We start from the raw sequence: 19,050 nt of genomic DNA on the forward strand, positions 1-19,050 counted from the left end.
CGACCCGATGCCCCCGCGACGACCATCGGTGCTGGTCACGAACCTGGCCAACCGGGATCCCGGCAGCTCGCAGACCGTGATCCTGGAGGAGCTGCGCCGGGTGATCCTCAGCGGCGGGGCCCCGCCGGGCACCCCGATCCCGGTGGACGAGGTGGCCGAGCACTTCGGCGTCAGCCGCATCCCGATCCGGGAGTCGCTGAAGACGCTGATCGGCGAGGGGCTCGTCGACCACCGGGCCAACGCCGGGTACACGGTCGCCCGGCTGACCGTCGACGAACTCGAGGAGCTCTACCTGGTGCGGGGTGTCCTCGAGTCGGCGGCGCACTCCGTGGCGATCACCCTCGCCGACGAGGCCGACGACGCACGGGCCCGGGCGACGTACGCGGCACTCGACCGCTCGGTTCTCGAGGACGACCTGACCGCGTACCACCGGGAGAGCCGTAACTTCCACCTCGCCCTGGCATCGCCGTGCCGGATGCAGCGACTGCTGCACATGTTCGAGTCGGCGTGGAACATCACCGAGCCCGTGCAGCCGATGTCGCAGGTGGGGACGCCGGCGCGGCTGCAACTTCACCTCGGGCACCGGGACATGCTGGCGGCGTTCCTCGCCCGCGACGCCGCGGCGTTGAAGGCGGCCACCGACCGGCACAACGAACAACTCGACACGGTGATCGCCGCCCTCCCCACGGACACCGGAATCTTCCGGGACACGCCCGGGTAGGCCGTCCGGCAAGATATATTCTCGGCTCGGAGGGTGCGCCGGCGAGAATATATCTTCGCCGTCACAACCAGGAAATATCCGAAAACTACTTTTGCTCCCAGCACTTCGGTGGTGTGCTTTTCACCGAGGCACCCTTACGTCGACGCAGTCGTGTCCGTACTGCACCAGGGAGCGAAACGATGACTCAGACAGCACCCTCCAACGAGGGGGAAACCGTCCCCGGTGCACACCTGGCCGGCGCCGGGCTGATCAAGCCCGGCTATCACCCGAGACTCACCAACGACGATCTCGCGCCGCTGAAGACGCAGTCGTGGTCGTCGTACAACATCTTCGCGTTCTGGATGTCCGACGTGCACAGCGTCGGCGGCTACGTCACCGCGGGCAGCCTGTTCGCGCTCGGACTGACCAGCTGGCAGGTCCTCGTCGCGCTGGTGGTCGGCATCGCGATCGTCAACGTGTTCGCGAACCTGGTGGCCAAACCCAGCCAGGTCACCGGCGTCCCCTACCCGGTCATGTGCCGCAGCGCCTTCGGTGTTCTCGGCGCCAACGTCCCGGCCATCATCCGCGGCCTCATCGCGGTGGCCTGGTACGGAATCCAGACGTACCTGGCGTCGCACGCGTTCGTGATCCTCGGCCTGAAGATCTGGCCGGGTCTGGCGCCCTGGGCGGACGTGCACGAGCACGGATTCCTCGGACTGTCGGCGCTCGGCTGGGCCGGGTTCATGACGATGTGGGTGCTGCAGGCGCTGGTCTTCTGGCGTGGCATGGAGAGCATCCGCAAGTTCATCGACTTCTGCGGCCCCGCGGTCTACGTGGTGATGCTGATGCTCGCGATCTACCTGATCAGCGAGGCCGGATGGTCGAACATCAGCCTGAACCTCGGCGAGGTGAACTACACCGGCTGGTCGGCTGTGCCCGTGGTGCTGGGCGCGATCGCCCTTGTCGTGTCGTACTTCTCGGGCCCGATGCTCAACTTCGGCGACTTCTCCCGGTACGGCAAGACGTTCGGCGCGGTCAAACGCGGCAACTTCCTCGGCCTCCCGGTGAACTTCCTGTTCTTCTCGATCCTCACCGTCGTCACCGCCTCCGCGACCCTGCCCGTGTACGGCCGCCTGATCACCGACCCCGTCGAGACGGTCGCGCAGATGGACAACCTGTTCGCCGTCGTCCTCGGCCTCCTCACCTTCATCGTCGCCACCATCGGTATCAACATCGTCGCCAACTTCGTCTCCCCGGCATTCGACTTCTCGCACGTCAGCCCGCAGCGCATCAGCTGGCGTACGGGCGGAATGATCGCCGCCGTCGGATCCGTCCTGATCACACCGTGGAACCTGTACAACAATCCCGAGGTGATCCACTACACGCTCGAGACGCTGGGGGCGTTCATCGGACCGCTGTTCGGAATCCTCATCGCGGACTACTACCTGGTGCGCAGGCAGCGAGTGATCCTGGACGACATGTTCACCATGTCCGAGGGCGGAACATACTGGTACAAGAAGGGTTACAACCCCGCTGCGATCATCTCCACCGTCGTCGGCGCCCTGGTCGCGATGATTCCCGTGATCCTCAAGGCCCAGCCGTTCGGACTCGACGTGTGGGGCATGGCTGGTGCGGCCCAGTACTCGTGGTTCCTGGGCATGGGTGTCGGATTCGTCTGCTACCTCGGATTGTCCGCCGGCGCCCGTCGTGCGCATCGCACAGCCCCGATCGAAGCATAGGTCGACGAACGTGCACATCAAGATCATCAATCCCAACACCACCCAGTCGATGACCGACAAGATCGGCGACTGCGCCCGCTCCGTCGCGGGGCCGGGGACGCTCGTCGAGGCGGTGAGCCCGCAGATGGGTCCCGCTTCGATCGAGAGTCACTACGACGAAGCACTCAGTGTCCCCGGGCTTCTCGAGGAGATCGCGCGCGGCGAGGAGGCCGGGGTGGACGGCTACGTGATCGCCTGCTTCGGCGACCCGGGCCTCGACGCGGCTCGCGAACTGGCCTCCGGGCCCGTGCTCGGGATCGCGGAGGCGGCCATGCACGCTGCGAGCTTCCTCGGCCGTGGCTTCAGCGTCGTCACGACCCTGGGACGTACCCGGGGCCGGGCCTGGGAACTGGCCGAACGGTATGGAATGCAACGGTTCTGCCTCGGGGTGCACGCGTGCGAGATCGCCGTGCTCGACCTCGACCGCGACCCGGATGCGGTGAAGGTGATCACCGAGGCCTGCCGGGTCGCCCGCGACGAGGACGGTTCGGACGCGATCGTGCTGGGGTGCGCGGGCATGGCGGACCTGTGCGCCGTCATCTCGGCGGAACTCGGGGTGCCGGTCGTCGACGGCGTGGCGGCGGCCACCCTCATGGTGCAGTCCCTCGTGACGCTCGGATTGCGGACCGGCGCGCACGGAGAATTCGCGGCTCCCCTGCCCAAGAAGTACACCGGACTGCTCGAGGGTTTCGGCCGCTGACGGTCAGAAGGACGGCGGGGTGCTCGTGATGAGGAACCGCGCGGGTTCCGCGGCGTCGTTGAACCACCGGTGCGGCACGGTGGCCGGGTAGTACAGCGTGTCTCCCCGGTCGAGCACGTAACTCTCCTCGACGCCGACCTCCACCCGAATGCTGCCGTCGATGACGTAGATGAACTCCTCGCCTGCGTGTTCGGTGTGTTCGCCGGCCTGCGAACCCGGTTGCGCCGTCACTTCATTCGGTTCCATCGCGCGCACGCCCGTGGAGCAGAACCGCAGCACGGCGCCGTCCGACAACGCGAATCGCCTGCCCTCCCGGCTGCGCACGAGGCTGGTGGGCGTGCGCGCGCCCTGTTCGAGCAGGGCGTGCGCCGTGGTTCCCAGCACCTGGGCCACCCGGTGCAGATTCATGACGCTCGGCACCGAGTGGCCGTTCTCCGCCTGACTCAGGAACGGCTGCGACAGTCCCGTTTTGGCCGCCACGTCGCGCAGGGTCAGTCCCGCGTCACGCCGGGCCGACCTGATCGCCGCGCCGATGGCGACGGCCAGCGTGCGTTGATCCTCGTCCATGAGGCGAACGCTAGCACCGTGTTTCGCGGAACCGCGACTGATAACACGGACGAAACGAAATTGACCCTGCTGAGAAAAGATTGGCGTGCTCAATAGAACGTGAACTCGAACGCTCCCTTCACTCGGACGGAGATCGACCCATGTCCTTCCACGCAGTCGACCAGCGCCTGCCCTTGGTGCGGCAAGCGGCCTTCGGTCTGCAGCACGTGCTCATCATGTACACCGGCTGCATCACCGTCCCGTTGGTCTTCGGTGCCGCAGTAGGACTCGACAAGTCCACCGTCGCGTTGCTGATCAGCGCCGACCTTCTGATCGCCGGCATCATCACGATGATCCAGAGCCTCGGGGTGGGTAAGCTGGCCGGCGCACGGTTACCGATCGTCTGTGGTGCCACGTTCGCCGGGCTGACTCCGATGATCCTCATCGCCAAGGAATACGGGCTTCAGGCGGTGTACGGCTCGATGCTCGCAGGCGGCCTCGTCGGACTCGCCCTCGCCGTACCCTTCGCGCGGCTGATCCGGTTCTTCCCACCGCTGGTCACCGGGGTCGTCCTCACCGTCGTCGGCATCTCCCTGATCGGCGTCGCCGCCGGCCTCATCGTCGGAAACGATCCGACGGCAGACGGTTTCGCGGATCCCGGCAACATCATGCTCGCCGGTGTGGTCGTGCTCGTCGCGATCGCCTTCCTCTGCCTCGGCCGCGGGATCTGGACCCAGCTCGGCGTGCTCCTCGCCCTCGCGATCGGCACGCTCGTCGCGATTCCGATGGGCCTGATCGACCTGGGCGGCGTCTCCGGCAGCCCCTGGTTCGGCATCACCGCTCCGTTCCACTTCGGGGCACCGGAGTTCCCGATCACGGCGGTGGTGGCGATGAGCATCGTGATGGCCGTGGTGTTCGCGGAGTCGACGGCGAGCATGCTGGCTCTCGGCGAGATCACCGGAAAGCCCCTCGCCAAGGGCGACGTGGCCCGCGGCCTCGTCGGCGATGCACTGTCCGGCGTACTCGGCGGCATCTTCAACGCGTTCGTCGACACGATCTTCACGCAGAACGTCGGAGCCGTCGCCACCACCCGCGTCCACAGCCGGTACGTGACGGCCACCAGCGGTGCGATCCTGATCGTCCTCGGACTGATCCCGAAGATGGGTACCGTCGTCGCGGCCCTGCCCGCGCCGGTCGTCGGCGGTGTCGGCATCATCCTGTTCTCGACGGTCGCGGTGGTGGGGATGAACACGCTCCGCAAGGTGGATCTCAGCGACCGGATCAACACCACCATCGTCGCGGTGTCGGTGGGCATCGGCCTGCTCCCCGAGTTCGCCGAGGGCATGTTCGAGCACTTCAACTCGTCCGCCCAGATCCTGCTCGGCAGCGGCATCACACTCGCCGCCATCTCCGCGTTCTCCCTGAACCTGCTGTTCAACCACACCCGGATCGGCGCCGCCGCCCGCGCCGCCTCCGCACCCGTCATCGCAACCGACCCCGTTCCCCCGACCTCCGAGGAGCCGCATGTTGCCGCCTGTGCCTGAGCCGTTCGACGTCCACGTCATCGACATCTCCCCGTACGTGACCGGCGGGTCCGACACGGAACGCGCCCGGGTGGCGCGCGAAATCGACTCGGCCTGCGCCACTGTCGGATTCATCCAGATCCTCGGTCACGGCATCCCCGAACCGGTGATCGAGGGACTCGCCGGCGCCGTCGACGACTTCTTCGCGCTGCCCCTGGAGACGAAGAAGACGTATCGCGTGGAGGGCGCCAACCGCGGGTACAGTCCGCCGAAGAGCGAGTCGCTCAGCCTCAGCCTGGGCGTCGAATCGGCCACCCGGATGAACGACTTCTTCGAGGCCTACAACGTCGGAACGGAGGCCCGGTCGTTCCCGGAGCTGGACCTGTCCGAGGACGACTACGGACTGAACGTGTGGCCGGAGGTGCCCTCCTTCACGGACAGCGTGCAGGCCTACTACGCGCACGGCGAGCGCGTCGCCCGCACCCTGACACGGATCTTCGCCGACGCCCTCGGGCTCGATCCGGGCTTCTTCACCGCCCTGACCGACCATTCCATCGACGTCCTCCGCATGAACAACTACGCGCTGCCGGAGGGCGGCGTCACCCTCGACAGCGAGCTGACCGGCATGGGTGAGCACACCGACTTCGGACTGGTCACCGTGCTGTGGGCCGATCGCGTGGCAGGCCTGCAGGTGCTCGGGCGCGACGAGCGCTGGCACGATGTGAGCCCCGCGGAGGGCGCACTGCTCGTCAACCTGGGCGACCTCACCGCCCGGCTCACGAACGACCGGTGGATGTCGACGCTGCACCGGGTGACTCCGCCCGTCGTCGACGGAACGATCAAGCGCCGGCGATCGGCGGCGTTCTTCCACGACGGCAACGTCGACGCGGTGATCGCGACCCTGCCGGGACTGTGCGAACACTCCGACGACGGATACGCACCGGTGACGGTCCGTGAGCACATCAAGGCGAAACTGGCGGGTTCGCGTCACGGCAAGAAGAACACGGCCGCGGGACGGGAGGCCGAGCGGGTCCTCGCCGCGGCGGACCGGGCGGCCGCCCGGTGACCCGTGGGCACGTCGTATTGATCCACGGCGCCTGGGCGGGCAGCTGGGTGTGGGACACAATTCTGGAGCCGTTGCGCGACAGCGGGTACGAGCCGCACGCACTCGACCTTCCCGGCGTGGGAAACTGGCCGGACGGTGCGCGAACCGATCTGGACGCAGTGACGGATGTCGTCGTGGCGCACATCGTTTCGCTGGACGGGCCCGTGTTCGTGGTCGGTCACTCCGGAGGCGGCATCGTGACCACCCAGGTGGCCGAGCGCCTTCCGCACCGGATCTCGGGTGTGGCGTACGTCGCCGGAATGATGCTGCCGTCGGGAAGCAACTTCGGCGACCTCTGCGCAGACCTGCGCCTACCGGAACCGGTCGGGATCTCGGCCTGGCTGCAGTCGACCCCCGACGGATCCGGGACCATCGTGCCGCCGGAAGCCGCGGCCGCCGTGTTCTTTCACGAATCGTCGGCCGGTGATGCGATCACTGCTGCTCGAAAGCTGCTGCCGCAACTCGAGACTGCACGTCTCATGGCCCCGGTGTGGACGCCGGAGCGGTTCGGCTCCGTCCCCCGCCTGTACGTGGAGGCGACGCTCGACCGTTCGGTGCCGCTCGTGACGCAGCGTGCGATGCAGGACCGGGTGCCGGGCGCGCGGGTGGTGACGTTGGACAGCGATCACGCCCCGCAACTGTCGGCGCGCGAGGCCCTGCTCGCGGCACTCGTCGACTTCTGCGCCTGCGTCGGCCCGAGACCTACCCGTGTCCGGCGGGCGCGAACCAGCCGCACTCCCGAGAACCCATGGAGGATGCGGATGCATCCCGATCTGATTTCCGATGTCACCGTCTACGCGAAGGGCCGCTGGCTGCCGCACCGCGACGTCCTGATCGCCGACGGTCTGATCACCGAGATCCGCCCGACCGCTCCGGCACCGTCGGGGGCCACGGCGGTCGACGGTGCCGGGGCGTACCTGATCCCCGGATTCGTCAACACCCACACCCACCTGCAGCAGTCGTTGATGCGTGGCATCGGCGAGGGGCAGCCGCTGCTCAGCTGGCTGCAGACCGTGGGTGCGGAATCCGCGGTCATCACCCCGGATCGGGCCTACCTGGCCGCGGTCGCCGCGAGCCTCGACGCCCTGCGCAGCGGCACCACGACGCTGGTCGAGCACATGTGGCCGCATCCGTCTCCGGACGTGCACGACGCGGTGCTGCGCGCCCTGGAAGACACCGGCGTGCGGGCACTCCTCGGCCGCGGAGTGGCGGACCGCGCGGACACAACGCGCAAGTGGGGCGTCGACCCGCGCCTCCTGCAGCCGCTGCCCGGGGTGCTCGAGCACACCGACCAGCTGGTCAAGCAGGCCGACGGCACACGCGTCACGGTCGGTCTGGCCGTCCCCAACCCCCGGTCGCTGACACCGGAGGGGATGGCGGCGGTGCGGCAGTTCGCGGGCGAACGCGACATGACCGTGTCGATCCACCTGCTGGAGACCCCCACCGACGACGTGATGTGCCGCGAACACGTCGGCGCGGGCCCGGTCGACTACCTCGACACGAACGGGTTCCTGTGGGACCGGTTGCTCGCTGTGCACTGCTGCGAACTCGACGCCCACGGGCGCGCGGTGCTGGCCCGCCGCGGTGTGGCCGTCTCGTACAACCCGATGAGCAACATGCGTCTCGGCAGCGGCGTCGCCCCCGTCCCGGAGATGCTCGAGGCGGGCATCGCGGTCGGGCTCGGCGTCGACGGCGCCGCCAGCAACGACACCCAGGACATGCTCGAAACGCTGCGCATGGGCGCCTACGTGCAGCGGGCGCATCGCAAGACGGCCGACCTGTTCGGATTCGACGCCATGATGGACCTCGCGACGAACGGCGCGAACGAGAATCTCGGTTTCGCGTCCCGCCCGAACGGTGTGGCCGTCGGCGGCACGGCCGACCTGACCCTGATCCGCTTCGAGCGCGACTTCGGTTGCCTGCCCGTCCGCGACCCGGGCGCGACACTGTTGACCACCGGGAGCCGGCAGATCGTCGACACCGTGCTGGTCGACGGCGAAGTCCTGATCCGGGACGGACACAGCACCAGGGTCGACGAAGCAGGGCTTATCGCCGAATTGACCGCCACCGGTGCGCCATAGTGGTAGCCAGAGGTACCGAAAAGGCGCACGAGAGAGGAGCCCTCATGACCGAACCGCCCGGCCTGATCGCGTTCAACGCACTGAGCGACGCGCGGGCCGTCGATCTGCTCGTGCAGTGCTGCTCATCGACGGTGTGGGCGCAGCGGATGGCCGTCGGCCGTCCGTTTCCGTCCGCCGACGCGGTGTACACCGCCGCCGAAAACGTGCTCGGCGACCTGACGGAGTCCGAGATCGACGCGGCCCTGGCCGGCCACCCGAGGATCGGCGACCGGGCGGACAACCCGTCGTCCGCTCGCGAACAGTCGGCGGTCGCCGCCGCCGACGACGACGTCCGCGCGCGCCTGCGGGCCGGGAACGAGGAGTACGAGCAGAAGTTCGGGCACGTCTACCTGGTGTGCGCGTCCGGTCGGTCGGCGCACGAACTGCTGGACGTGCTGCGCGACCGCCTCGGCAACGACAGCGCCACGGAGCGCAAAATCCTGCGGACCGAACTGGCCGCCATCAACCGGATACGCCTCGAACGCCTTCTCGGCGAGATCGGAGACACGGCACACTGATGTCCAAGATCCTCAGCACCCACGTGCTCGACGCCACCGACGGCACACCCGCGGCCGGGATGCACGTCCGTCTGCTGTCATCTGAGGGCGACGTCATCGCGAGCGCGGCGACCGATGCGGACGGCCGCATCGCCGAGATCGCGCCGGAGGGTCTCATTGCGGCCACCTATTCGCTGGTCTTCGAGACCGGCGAGTACTTCGCCGCCCGCGGCCAGGAGACGTTCTACCCGGAGGTGTGCGTCACGTTCGTCCTCGACGACCCGCAGCGCGGTTACCACGTCCCGTTGCTGTTGTCCCCCTTCGCCTATTCCACCTACCGCGGGAGCTGAACAATGACCGACCTCACCGGCGCCATCGTCCTGGGCGACAACCAGTACGGCAAAGCCGAGAACCGCATCGTGCGGATCTACCGCGACACCCCCCGGCACGAGATCCGGGACGTGAGCGTGTCGACCTGCCTGCGCGGCGACTTCTCGGCGGCGCATCTCGCCGGCGACCAGAGTTCGGTGCTGCCCACCGACACCCAGAAGCAGACGGCGTACTCCTACGCGAAGGAGAAGGGCCTCGACTCCATCGAGGAGTACGGGCTGACGCTGGCACGACATTTCGTGGACGACGTGGCCCCGGTCGAGGGCGCCCGCATCGAGATCGAGGAGTACGCCTGGCAGCGCGCGGTGGTCGACGGAGCGGAGCACGACCACACCTGGGTGCGCAAGGGTGAGGAGGTGCGCACCGCGGCGATCACCGTCGACGCCGACGGTACGTGGGTGGTCGGCGGGCTGAAGGATCTGGTGATCCTCAAGTCCACGGGCAGCGAGTTCTTCGGATTCCTGAAGGACGAGTACACGATTCTCGAGGAGACCCACGACCGGGTGATGGCGACTTCGCTTGTCGTGCAATGGCGGTTCGTCACCACCGACGTCGACTGGAACGGTGTCTACGCCGGCATCAAGGAGCAGATCGTCGCGACGTTCGCGACCGTCCACTCGCTCGCCCTGCAGCAGACGCTGTACGAGATCGGCAAGGCGATCCTCGAGCGCTACCCCGTGCTCGCGGAAGTGCGCCTGTCCGCGCCCAACAAGCACCACTTCGCCCACGATCTCGCCCGCTTCGGGGTGGAGAACGACAACGAGGTATTCCACGCCGCCGACCGCCCGTACGGCCTGATCCAGGCGACGGTGCAGCGGTCCGACGCTCCGGACGCCGGACCCGCGTGGGCGGCGTACGCGGGTTGGCTCAGCTGATGTCCGCCGGCCCGGCCACCGTCGTCGTCTCCGGTGCGCACGTCGCCACCGTCGACGCGGCGGGCACCGAGTACCCGGACGGTTACGTCGTCGTGCGGGGCAACCGCATCGTCGACGTCGGTGCCGGTCCCGCGCCGGTGATCGACGGCGCTCGGGTGGTCGACGGACGGGGTTGCCTGCTCACCCCCGGGCTGGTGAACACGCACCATCACCTGTACCAGTGGATCACCCGCGGGCTCGCCGCCGACGACACCCTGTTCGGCTGGCTGACCACCCTGTACCCGATCTGGGCGGGCATCGACGCCGACGCCGTCCGGACCGCGGCCACCGGAGGTCTCGCCTGGCTGGCGAAGCACGGATGCACGACCACGACGGACCACCACTACGTCGTGCCGCGCGACGGCGGCGACGTCTTCGGCGCCGAGATCGAGGCAGCGCAGACCGTCGGGCTCCGGTTCCACCCCAGCCGAGGGTCGATGGACCTCGGCCACAGTCAGGGCGGACTGCCACCGGATTCGGTGGTGGAGCGTCTCGAGGACGTCCTGAAGGGCACCCAGGACGTCATCGACCGCTGGCACGACCCGGCTCCCGACTCGATGCTGAGGATCGCGGTGGCGCCCTGCTCCCCGTTCTCCGTCACCGGCGACCTCCTGACAGAGGCCGCGGCCCTCGCCCGTTCCGCAGGCGTGCGGCTTCACACCCATCTCGCGGAAACCCTTGACGAGCACGACTTCTGCCACGAGCGGTTCGGCTGCACCCCGGTGCAATACATGGAGCAACTCGGCTGGGTGGGCCCCGACGTCTGGTACGCGCATGCCGTCCACCTGGACGACGTCGCGATCGCAGCGATGGCGGGCACCGGAACCGGGGCAGCCCACTGCCCCACGTCCAATGCGCGCCTCGGCGCCGGGATCGCCCGCGCCAAGGACCTCCACGTGGCGGGGGTTCCGCTGGGGCTCGGCGTCGACGGCGCCGCCAGCAACGAGGCATGCAACATGCTCGAGGAGGCCCGGCACGCCGTGCTGTTCGCGCGGGCCCGCGGCGGCCCGGGCGAGATGACGGTGCGCACCGCCCTCGAACTCGCCACGCGCGGCGGGGCCCGGGTCCTGGGCAGGGAGGACGAACTGGGCTCCCTCGAGCCCGGCAAACTGGCCGATCTCGCACTGTGGCGGGTCGACACCCTCGCACATTCCGGCATCACCGATCCGGTGGCCGCGCTGGTGCTCGGAGTCACACCGCCGCTCGAGTTGCTTCTGGTGAACGGGCGAGCGGTCGTCGAGCGTGGGAGAGTGATCACCGTGAACGAGGAGAACGTCGCCGCGGAGGTCGAGCAGGCCCACCGGGCCCTGGTGCGCAAGGCGGGGTGAGTCGATGGATCTGTCGTTCGTGACGGAGCTCTCGGCCCCACGCAGCCGTGACGACCTGCCCGCCCCGGAACCCGGAGCGGCGTTCCTGGCGGGCGGCACCTGGCTGTACTCGGAACCGCAGCCGACGATCACCCGGCTGGTGGACCTGACCACCCTCGACTGGCCTGCGATCACCGTCCATGACGACGGACTCGAGCTCGCCGCGACCTGCACCATCGAGAATATCTGCAACGCACCGCTTCCCGCCGAGTGGACGGCGACGAGCCTGTTCCGGCCGTGCGCCGAGTCCCTCGTCGCGTCGTGGAAGATCTGGCACACCGCGACCGTCGGCGGCAACCTCGCCCTCGCGCTCCCGGCCGGGGCCATGATCACGCTGTGCTGCGCCCTCGACGCCGAACTCCTGCTCTGGACCGCCGACGGGGGTGAACGCCGAGTCCCGGTCGACCGATTCGTCACCGATGCCGGTCGCACAGTGCTCGGAGCCGGTGACCTGATCCGCAGCATCTACCTTCCCGCCACCGCATTGCGGGGCCGCACGTCGCTGCGCAAGATCGCGTACTCGCCGCTCGGACGGTCCGGCGCCCTGCTGGCCGGGCGTGTCGACGCGGACGGTTTCGCGCTGACCGTCACCGCGTCGACCGTCCGCCCGTTCGTCCTCCGCTTCCCCGCCGTTCCCGGCCCCGACGTGTTGAGCGAGTCTCTGTCGGAACGGATCTCCCCCGACGACTACCTGACCGACGCGCACGGCGCCGCGGACTGGCGTCGGCACGTCACGGGAGTGCTCGCCGAGGAGATCAGGAGGGAGCTGGAATGAAATTGACGGTCGACGGGCAGTCGGTGGATGCCGACCCACGGCCCGGTCAGTGCCTGCGCACCTTCCTGCGGGAGCAGCAGCGGTTCGCGGTCAAGAAGGGTTGCGACGCCGGCGATTGCGGCGCCTGTTCCGTGCTGCTCGACGGCGCTCCGGTGCACTCGTGTGTGGTGCCGGCGCATCGCGCCGAGAACCGTGAGGTGACCACCGCGGCCGGGCTCGGCAGTCCCGATCGACTCCACCCCGTGCAGCAGCAGTTCGTCGATGCGGCCGGCTTCCAGTGCGGGTTCTGCACACCCGGGATTGTCGTGACCGCGTCCGCGCTCGACTCCGGTCAACGCGCCGACCTGCCGCGCTCACTGAAGGGGAATCTGTGCCGCTGCACCGGCTATCGCGCCATTCGCGACGCCGTCGGTGGCGTGTGCACCACCGAATCGGACAGTGCCGGTGAGTCGTTCGGCCGCTCCATTCCCGCGCCTGCCGCCGCCCGGGTGGTGTGCGGCGCCGAACCCTACACCCTCGACCTGGCCGTCGAGGGCCTGACGCACATCCAGATCCTCGGCAGCCCGCACGCGCACGCCCGCATCACCCGACTCGACACGTCCGCCGCGGAGAGGCTGCCCGGCGTCCACGCGGTGCTCACCCACCGCGACAGTCCCGACGTCGCCTTCTCCACGGCCCGCCACGAGTTCCGCACCGACGACCCCGACGACACCCACGTGTTCGACACGATCCTCCGGTTCCGGGGGCAGCGCGTCGCGGCCGTCGTCGCGGACTCCGTCGACATCGCCCGGCGCGCAGTGGAACTGATCGACGTGGAGTACGAGGTGCTGGAACCGGTCTTCGATCCCGACCTGGCACGCCGCCCCGGTGCCCCCCTGCTGCACGGTGACAAGGGCGCCGATTCCCGGATCGCGGACCCGTCCCGGAACCTGGTGGCCGAGGTCCACGGCGAAGTCGGCGACCTCGCGGGCGGACTCGCGGCGGCGCGGGACACGGGTGCCGTCGTGGAGGGCACGTGGCAGACGCAACGCGTGCAGCACGCGCATCTCGAAACCCACTCGGCCGTCGGCTGGCTCGACTCCGACGGGCGACTCACCCTCCGCAGCAGCACCCAGGTGCCCTTCCTCGTCCGCGACGAACTCGCCCACCTGTTCTCGCTGGACCGCTCGCAGGTCCGGGTGTTCACCGCCCGCGTCGGTGGCGGATTCGGCGCCAAGCAGGAAATGCTGGTGGAGGATCTCGTCGCTCTCGCCGTTCTGCGCACCGGCAGACCGGTGCAGTACGAGTTCACCCGCTCCGACCAGTTCACGATCGCCCCGTGCCGGCATCCCATGCGGGTGTCGGTGAAGGTCGGCGCCGACGGGGACGGAAAGCTGACGGCGCTCGCCGTCGACGTGCTCTCGGACGCCGGCGCCTACGGCAACCACTCGGTGGGGGTGATGTTCCACGGCTGCAGTGAATCCGTTGCGCTGTACCGGTCGCCGAACAAGCGGGTGGACGCCCAGGCCGTCTACACCAACAACCTGCCGTCCGGCGCGTTCCGCGGCTACGGTCTCGGCCAGGTCATCTTCGCGGTAGAGTCCGCGCTCGATCAGCTGGCGACGCAGCTGGGCATCGATCCGTTCGAACTGCGCCGCCGCAACGTGGTGGTGCCGGGTGACGACTTCGTCGACTTCGAGGTGGAGCACGGCGACCTCACGTACGGCAGCTACGGACTCGACCAATGCCTCGACCTTGCGGAGGCCGCACTGCGCCGCGGCAACGACGTGCGCCCACCGGACGGCCCGCAGTGGCGGGTCGGTGAGGGTACGGCGGCGTCCATGATCGCGACCATCCCGCCGCGGGGGCACTTCGCGGACGTGTCCTGCACCCTCGTCGAGGGCGGCCGGTACGAACTTCGGGTGGGTACCGCGGAGTTCGGCAACGGCACCACCACCGTGCACGCCCAGCTCGCCGCGTCCGCGCTGGGCACCACCGCCGACCGGATCACCGTGCTGCAATCCGACACCGACGTCGCCGGGCACGACACCGGCGCGTTCGGTTCGGCAGGCACTGTGGTCGCGGGGAAGGCGGTGCATCTTGCGGGAACCCGATTGCGGGAGCAGCTGTTCGAGGTGGCCCGCCGCGTCGCGGGTGCCGCCGAGGACGCCCACTGCGCGCTGACACCCGACGCGGTCGAGGTCGCCGGACGGGTCGTCGAACTCGACAAGCTGGTGCCCGAGGGACCGATCCGCGCCGAGGGCAGGCACGACGGCACCCCCCGCTCGGTGGTCTTCAACGTGCACGCGTTCCGGGTGGCGGTCGACACCGTCACCGGGGAGGTCCGAATCCTGCAGTCCATCCAGGCGGCGGATGCCGGCACGGTCCTCAACCCGCAGCAGTGCCGCGGGCAGGTCGAGGGCGGCGTCGCGCAGGCGATCGGCAGCGCACTGTACGAGGAGATCCTCCTCGACGGCGCCGGGACGGTGCTCAACCCGCAGCTCCGGAATTACCACATCCCGCAGCTCGTAGACGTGCCGGACACCGAGGTCTACTTCGCGGACACCTACGACGAACTGGGCCCGCACGGCGCCAAGTCGATGAGCGAGTCCCCGTACAACCCGGTCGCCCCCGCCCTGGCCAACGCGATCGCGGACGCCACCGGTGCCCGGCTTCGTCGGATCCCGATGACCCCGGCCGCCGTCTGGCGTGCGCTCCCGCGCCCGTGAGTACTTATTAACGTCCCGCGGTTAATAAGTACTCACGGGCGCCGAAGGCGCAAGGCTCTTACTATCGGACGCTGCCCCTTGACCAGCTTCGTCTCGGCGACGCTCGCCGGGAACCAGCGGGCGTCGTCGACCTCGGGGAACTGCTGAAACTTCCCCGACCGCGGCGGCCACTCCAGCTCGAACGTGTTGCTCTCGACGAACGTGACGTCCTCGCTCACCTCCGCCGCATAGACGGTGATCAGCTTGCGTGAGGGCTGCCGGAATTCGCCGAGTAACTCGTACTCGACGGCAGGCGGCGGCGCGCCGATCTCTTCCTCGAATTCGCGCAGCGCGGCCGCGTAGGGATCCTCGCCCTCGGCGTATTCCCCCTTGGGGATCGACCACGCGGCCTCGTCCTTGCGCGCCCAGAACGGGCCGCCCATGTGCACGAGCCACAACTGGAGCACTCCCGCATCGTCGGTGCGATACAGGAGTACTCCAGCGCTGGTGACGGTCATCGACCGATGTTAGGCCGCGGCACCCTCTCGCTGCTCGGTCAGTTCGGCGGGGTCGATCTCCTGGGCGTAGTGGAAGTGCGGGCGGCGGTGTCCGAGGAACGAACCGCACCACGACATCACCGCGACGTACCGGTTGCGGAATCCGACCAGGTAGACGAGGTGCACGGCGAGCCACAGGAACCAGGCGAGTACACCGGTCAGCTCGACCTTGCCGACGCGGGTGATCGCACGGAACCGGTTGATGATCGCCATGCTGCCCTTGTCGCGGTACGTGAACGGCGTTCCGAGGGCGCGTTTCCCGGTGATGATGGCCGCGACGTGCCGTCCACCCTGCATCGCGAACGGCGACTGGGCGGGCAGGTTGTTCAGCGAGGCCATGTCGCCGATTGCGAAGACGTCGTCGTAGCGGCCCACCGTGAGGTCCTCGTCGACCAGCAGGCGCCCGCCGCGGCCGGTCTCACAGCCGGTCCGGTCCGCCAGCACGGCGGCGAAGTCGTTGGCCTGGATGCCGGCCGACCAGATGATCGTGTCGGCCGTGAGGCGCTTCTCGAAACCGGCGCTCGGCGACGACAGCGTGGCACCGTGTTCGTCGATGTCGGTGACCATCGTGCCGAGCACCACCTCGACACCCGCCTTCTCCAGCGAGTCCTGCGTGTACTTGCTGAGCTTGCCGCCGAAGACCGGCAGCGTCTCGTTCGCACCCTCGACGAGGGTGACGGTGACGTCTTCGGACGTGATGTCGCGGAGCGACTTCTCGAAGTAGCGGCCCGCCAGTTCCTTGATCTGACCTGCCAGTTCGACACCGGTCGGACCGGCACCGATCACGATGAAGTGCAGCAGGTCGCGGCGACGCTCCGGGTCGGAGGTGGTGTGCGCCTCCTCGAAGCAGCGGACGATCTGGCGGCGCAGCCGGTCGGCGTCGGCGACGGTCTTGAGCGCGTACGTGACCTCGGCGAACTCGTCGTGGCCGAAGTAGGCCTGCCGGGCGCCCGTCGCGGCGATCAGGCTGTCGTAACCGATCGTGTGGCTCACCCCGCCGGCCTCGTAGACGACCTGCTTCTTGTCCGGGTCGACGTCGACGACGCGGCCGAGCCGGACGTCACCGCTGGGGTATTTGGCGAGGATCGCGCGGATGGACGGGGCGATCTCGCCGGGCGAGATGACACCGGTTGCGACCTGGTACAGAAGGGGCTGGAACAGATGCTCGGTGGTCTCGGAAATCAGCACGAACGGCGTGCCTGCCTTGCCGAGCTTCTTCGCCGCCGCGAGGGCGCCGAATCCCGATCCCACGATGACGACCTGTGTGCGATCCACCGAAAACCTCCTACTGCTTCTGGCGTCTACTTAGCGCCGCGTATGAGCTCCACATTAGGGATCGGCCATTGTTAATCGCCAGTAAGCTGGGGAAATCGAAATTGTGTTATCTCGATTGCTCATAAGTCTTCACGGAAGGACGTAACCTCAGGTCATGGAGTTCCGACAGCTTCGCTACTTCCTCGCGGTCGGCGAGGAGGGCAGTTTCTCGCGGGCGGCGCAACGCTGCTTCATCTCCCAGTCGGCGATCAGCCACCAGATCGCGAAGCTCGAACACGAGTTGGGCACCACCCTCCTGGAGCGGTCGACGCGCGCCACGCGGCTGACCGCGGCAGGCGAACGGCTGATGCCCATCGCGGCCGAGATGATGGGCCTCGAGGCCCGCGCGCTGTCGGTGGGACTCGATCCCCGCAACCGGCTCCGCATCAGCGCGAGCATGAGCTTCGCAACCCAGAGCCTCGAGGCGATATCCACTGTCCGCGAAGACTTCCCGCAGCTCGACATCGAATTCGTCATCAAGGACTTCACCGACCGGATGACCGCGGTCGCGTCGGGGGACGCCGATCTCGCGCTCATTCGCGGCGGCGTCGACCGGCCCGGGCTCGAAACGGTGGAATTCGGGCTCGAGGACCTGGTGATCGTGACGTCGAGCAAACACCCGCTGGCGGGGGTCTCGACCGTCGACCTGAGCGAACTGGCGCCGTACCCCCTGCTGCTCCCGCCACGCAGCAGTCAGATCCTGATCCACACCGTCGTCGAGGACGCGTTTCGGCAGGTCGGGCAGCGGGTCATGCTCGGACCGTCGATCCCCAGCGACCACACCGCCACCCTCGATGTCCTCACGACCCCGCGGTCGTGGACGGTGCTGTACGCCGACACGGCCGACGCGACTCCCCGCCGCGGGCTGAGCTTCCTGCGCGAGGCGCACGACCGGCTGCGCATCCCGGTGTGCGGGGTCGTCCGGAGCGGAACGGCGACGAGACCCGAACTCACCCACCTGTTCCGCGCGCTGGCGCAGTCGATCGCCGGGTCCGGCGGGTCGGCCGAAGCCTAGGCGTCGATCAGTCCGTGCCGGTCGACCCACGCGTGCACGTGGTCGAGCATCGTGTCGGGAACCTCGAGCTGCGGGGTGTGCCCCACGTTCGCGAGAATCACGCTGTCCCACCGCGGGTTTGCCGTCGCCACCTTGCGCGCCGCCGCGACCGGAACCAGCCGGTCACGGTCGCCGTGGAGCAGGAGAACGGGTTGCGCGATCGACTGCATGGTGTCGAGGTATCGGCGCGGGCGAGCCAGGACCCGCATCAGCGACCGGCTGGCCTGAAGGAACGCAGCATCCTCGGACGGCAGCCCGCGCCGGTATCCCGCGAGAGCCGCTGCGGCGTCGAGGGAATCTTCCGACGCCCGGCTCGGCTCGGCGAAGCACAGGTCGATCATCCGCGCGACCAACTGCCGGTCCGTCAACTTCCTGCTCGAGTACTGCAGGAACCGCTCCCCCACGAACGGCGTGAAGTACATCGCAAACTGCGCGGCGATCCGGGGGTCCGGGATCCGTTGCGCGACAGGGAGTGCGGGGTCGACGAGAACCAGCGCCGAAACCGTCTCGGGGTGCGCCGCCGCCTCGAACAGCGAGATCATGCCGCCCATCGAGTTGCCCATCAAAATCACGGGACCACCGACGACGTCCCGGAGGAAGCGATGCAGCACCTTGGCGTTGGCGCCGACCCCCGTCCGGCGATGCCCGGACGGACTGAGCCCGAATCCGGGGAGATCCACGGTGAGCACCCGGGTGCGCTCCGCGAGGACCGGTGCGATCCGGACCCAGTTGAGATGCGAGCCGCCGAGGCCGTGAACCATGACCACCGGAAGCGATCCGGTGTCGGCACCGTATTCGACCCAGTGGACGGGACCGTCGATGTCGACGACGCTGCCGGAGCCGCCCCACTGCTGCGCGAACTCCTGCCGGGCAGGTTCGCCGACTCTGTTCGGATCCACCATGTGTCCGTCCGTTCCGACTGTTGGCGTATCGAGGCCACCGGCCAGTCTACGGTGCACGCCCCGACGGGGGTGCGAGGTATCGATTGCATGTAATTTCTTCGAGAGGCCCGGCCGTCGATTC

17 protein-coding genes and 1 pseudogene are annotated in these 19,050 nt (G+C 68.5%); 14 read left to right on the forward strand and 4 right to left on the reverse strand.

Annotated features, from left to right (window positions below; all coding sequences use genetic code 11):
* Nucleotides 1-7 precede the first annotated feature (7 nt).
* The 3 genes from QM806_RS35900 (at nucleotide 8) to QM806_RS35910 (ending at nucleotide 3,178) form a co-directional block, all read left to right on the forward strand.
* On the forward strand, nucleotides 8-721 hold the full coding sequence (locus QM806_RS35900) for a GntR family transcriptional regulator (RefSeq protein WP_037206963.1): 714 nt from the start codon (nucleotides 8-10) through the stop codon (nucleotides 719-721).
* 179 nt (nucleotides 722-900) lie between these two features.
* Nucleotides 901-2,439, forward strand: coding sequence for an NCS1 family nucleobase:cation symporter-1 (locus tag QM806_RS35905; RefSeq protein WP_005567132.1), 1,539 nt, complete (start codon nucleotides 901-903; stop codon nucleotides 2,437-2,439).
* 10 nt (nucleotides 2,440-2,449) lie between these two features.
* Nucleotides 2,450-3,178, forward strand: coding sequence for an aspartate/glutamate racemase family protein (locus QM806_RS35910; protein ID WP_005567130.1), 729 nt, complete (start codon nucleotides 2,450-2,452; stop codon nucleotides 3,176-3,178).
* A gap of 3 nt (nucleotides 3,179-3,181) precedes the next feature.
* Here QM806_RS35910 and QM806_RS35915 read toward each other — a convergent pair whose 3' ends face one another.
* The gene (locus QM806_RS35915; protein WP_005567129.1) at nucleotides 3,182-3,745 is read right to left on the reverse strand and encodes a helix-turn-helix domain-containing protein; all 564 of its coding nucleotides are present in this window, start codon (nucleotides 3,743-3,745) and stop codon (nucleotides 3,182-3,184) included.
* 140 nt (nucleotides 3,746-3,885) lie between these two features.
* Here QM806_RS35915 and QM806_RS35920 point away from each other — a divergent pair, with 140 nt between their 5' ends.
* The 10 genes and pseudogenes from QM806_RS35920 to QM806_RS35965 all read left to right on the forward strand — a co-directional run bounded on the left by QM806_RS35920 (nucleotide 3,886) and on the right by QM806_RS35965 (nucleotide 15,123).
* Nucleotides 3,886-5,268 (forward strand): uracil-xanthine permease family protein, encoded by a 1,383-nt coding sequence (locus QM806_RS35920; RefSeq protein ID WP_283294555.1) that lies wholly within the window; start codon nucleotides 3,886-3,888, stop codon nucleotides 5,266-5,268.
* Entirely contained in the window at nucleotides 5,249-6,313 is a 1,065-nt protein-coding gene (locus tag QM806_RS35925; RefSeq protein WP_283294558.1) for an isopenicillin N synthase family dioxygenase, read from the forward strand. Before QM806_RS35920 ends, QM806_RS35925 begins: the two co-directional genes overlap by 20 nt.
* Nucleotides 6,310-7,053, forward strand: a pseudogene (locus tag QM806_RS35930) (alpha/beta fold hydrolase); the annotation flags it as partial. The gene QM806_RS35925 and the pseudogene QM806_RS35930, both read left to right, overlap by 4 nt.
* A gap of 60 nt (nucleotides 7,054-7,113) precedes the next feature.
* The gene (locus QM806_RS35935; RefSeq protein WP_283294575.1) at nucleotides 7,114-8,433 is read left to right on the forward strand and encodes an amidohydrolase family protein; all 1,320 of its coding nucleotides are present in this window, start codon (nucleotides 7,114-7,116) and stop codon (nucleotides 8,431-8,433) included.
* Nucleotides 8,434-8,477: 44 nt separating this feature from the next.
* Complete coding sequence (uraD, locus tag QM806_RS35940; RefSeq protein WP_120659811.1) at nucleotides 8,478-8,990, forward strand: 2-oxo-4-hydroxy-4-carboxy-5-ureidoimidazoline decarboxylase; 513 nt, start codon at nucleotides 8,478-8,480, stop codon at nucleotides 8,988-8,990.
* Nucleotides 8,990-9,319 carry a hydroxyisourate hydrolase gene (uraH, locus tag QM806_RS35945; protein WP_120659812.1) on the forward strand — a complete coding sequence of 110 codons (330 nt, stop codon included), beginning with the start codon at nucleotides 8,990-8,992 and terminating at the stop codon, nucleotides 9,317-9,319. Before uraD ends, uraH begins: the two co-directional genes overlap by 1 nt.
* 3 nt (nucleotides 9,320-9,322) lie before the next feature.
* Nucleotides 9,323-10,234 (forward strand): factor-independent urate hydroxylase, encoded by a 912-nt coding sequence (gene pucL / locus QM806_RS35950; RefSeq protein WP_120659813.1) that lies wholly within the window; start codon nucleotides 9,323-9,325, stop codon nucleotides 10,232-10,234.
* Entirely contained in the window at nucleotides 10,234-11,601 is a 1,368-nt protein-coding gene (locus QM806_RS35955; RefSeq protein WP_120661339.1) for an 8-oxoguanine deaminase, read from the forward strand. Before pucL ends, QM806_RS35955 begins: the two co-directional genes overlap by 1 nt.
* A 4-nt stretch (nucleotides 11,602-11,605) precedes the next feature.
* Nucleotides 11,606-12,415 carry an FAD binding domain-containing protein gene (locus QM806_RS35960; protein WP_120659814.1) on the forward strand — a complete coding sequence of 270 codons (810 nt, stop codon included), beginning with the start codon at nucleotides 11,606-11,608 and terminating at the stop codon, nucleotides 12,413-12,415.
* Nucleotides 12,412-15,123 carry a molybdopterin-dependent oxidoreductase gene (locus QM806_RS35965; protein WP_283294561.1) on the forward strand — a complete coding sequence of 904 codons (2,712 nt, stop codon included), beginning with the start codon at nucleotides 12,412-12,414 and terminating at the stop codon, nucleotides 15,121-15,123. The genes QM806_RS35960 and QM806_RS35965 overlap by 4 nt, the downstream gene beginning before the upstream one ends.
* 32 nt (nucleotides 15,124-15,155) lie before the next feature.
* Here QM806_RS35965 and QM806_RS35970 read toward each other — a convergent pair whose 3' ends face one another.
* Together QM806_RS35970 and QM806_RS35975 are read right to left on the reverse strand one after the other, a co-directional pair.
* Nucleotides 15,156-15,620 (reverse strand): NUDIX hydrolase, encoded by a 465-nt coding sequence (locus QM806_RS35970; protein WP_005566066.1) that lies wholly within the window; start codon nucleotides 15,618-15,620, stop codon nucleotides 15,156-15,158.
* 9 nt (nucleotides 15,621-15,629) lie between these two features.
* Nucleotides 15,630-16,934 (reverse strand): NAD(P)/FAD-dependent oxidoreductase, encoded by a 1,305-nt coding sequence (locus QM806_RS35975; protein WP_005566068.1) that lies wholly within the window; start codon nucleotides 16,932-16,934, stop codon nucleotides 15,630-15,632.
* 154 nt (nucleotides 16,935-17,088) lie between these two features.
* Here QM806_RS35975 and QM806_RS35980 point away from each other — a divergent pair, with 154 nt between their 5' ends.
* The gene (locus QM806_RS35980; RefSeq protein ID WP_005244852.1) at nucleotides 17,089-17,988 is read left to right on the forward strand and encodes a LysR family transcriptional regulator; all 900 of its coding nucleotides are present in this window, start codon (nucleotides 17,089-17,091) and stop codon (nucleotides 17,986-17,988) included.
* Here the strand turns inward: QM806_RS35980 and QM806_RS35985 are convergent.
* Complete coding sequence (locus QM806_RS35985) at nucleotides 17,985-18,929, reverse strand: alpha/beta fold hydrolase (RefSeq protein WP_265146968.1); 945 nt, start codon at nucleotides 18,927-18,929, stop codon at nucleotides 17,985-17,987. The two genes, QM806_RS35980 and QM806_RS35985, sit on opposite strands and share 4 nt — an antisense overlap.
* Nucleotides 18,930-19,050: the final 121 nt, after the last annotated feature.

The organism is Rhodococcus sp. IEGM 1351, from assembly GCF_030056875.1.
Classification (GTDB): domain Bacteria; phylum Actinomycetota; class Actinomycetes; order Mycobacteriales; family Mycobacteriaceae; genus Rhodococcus_F; species Rhodococcus_F opacus.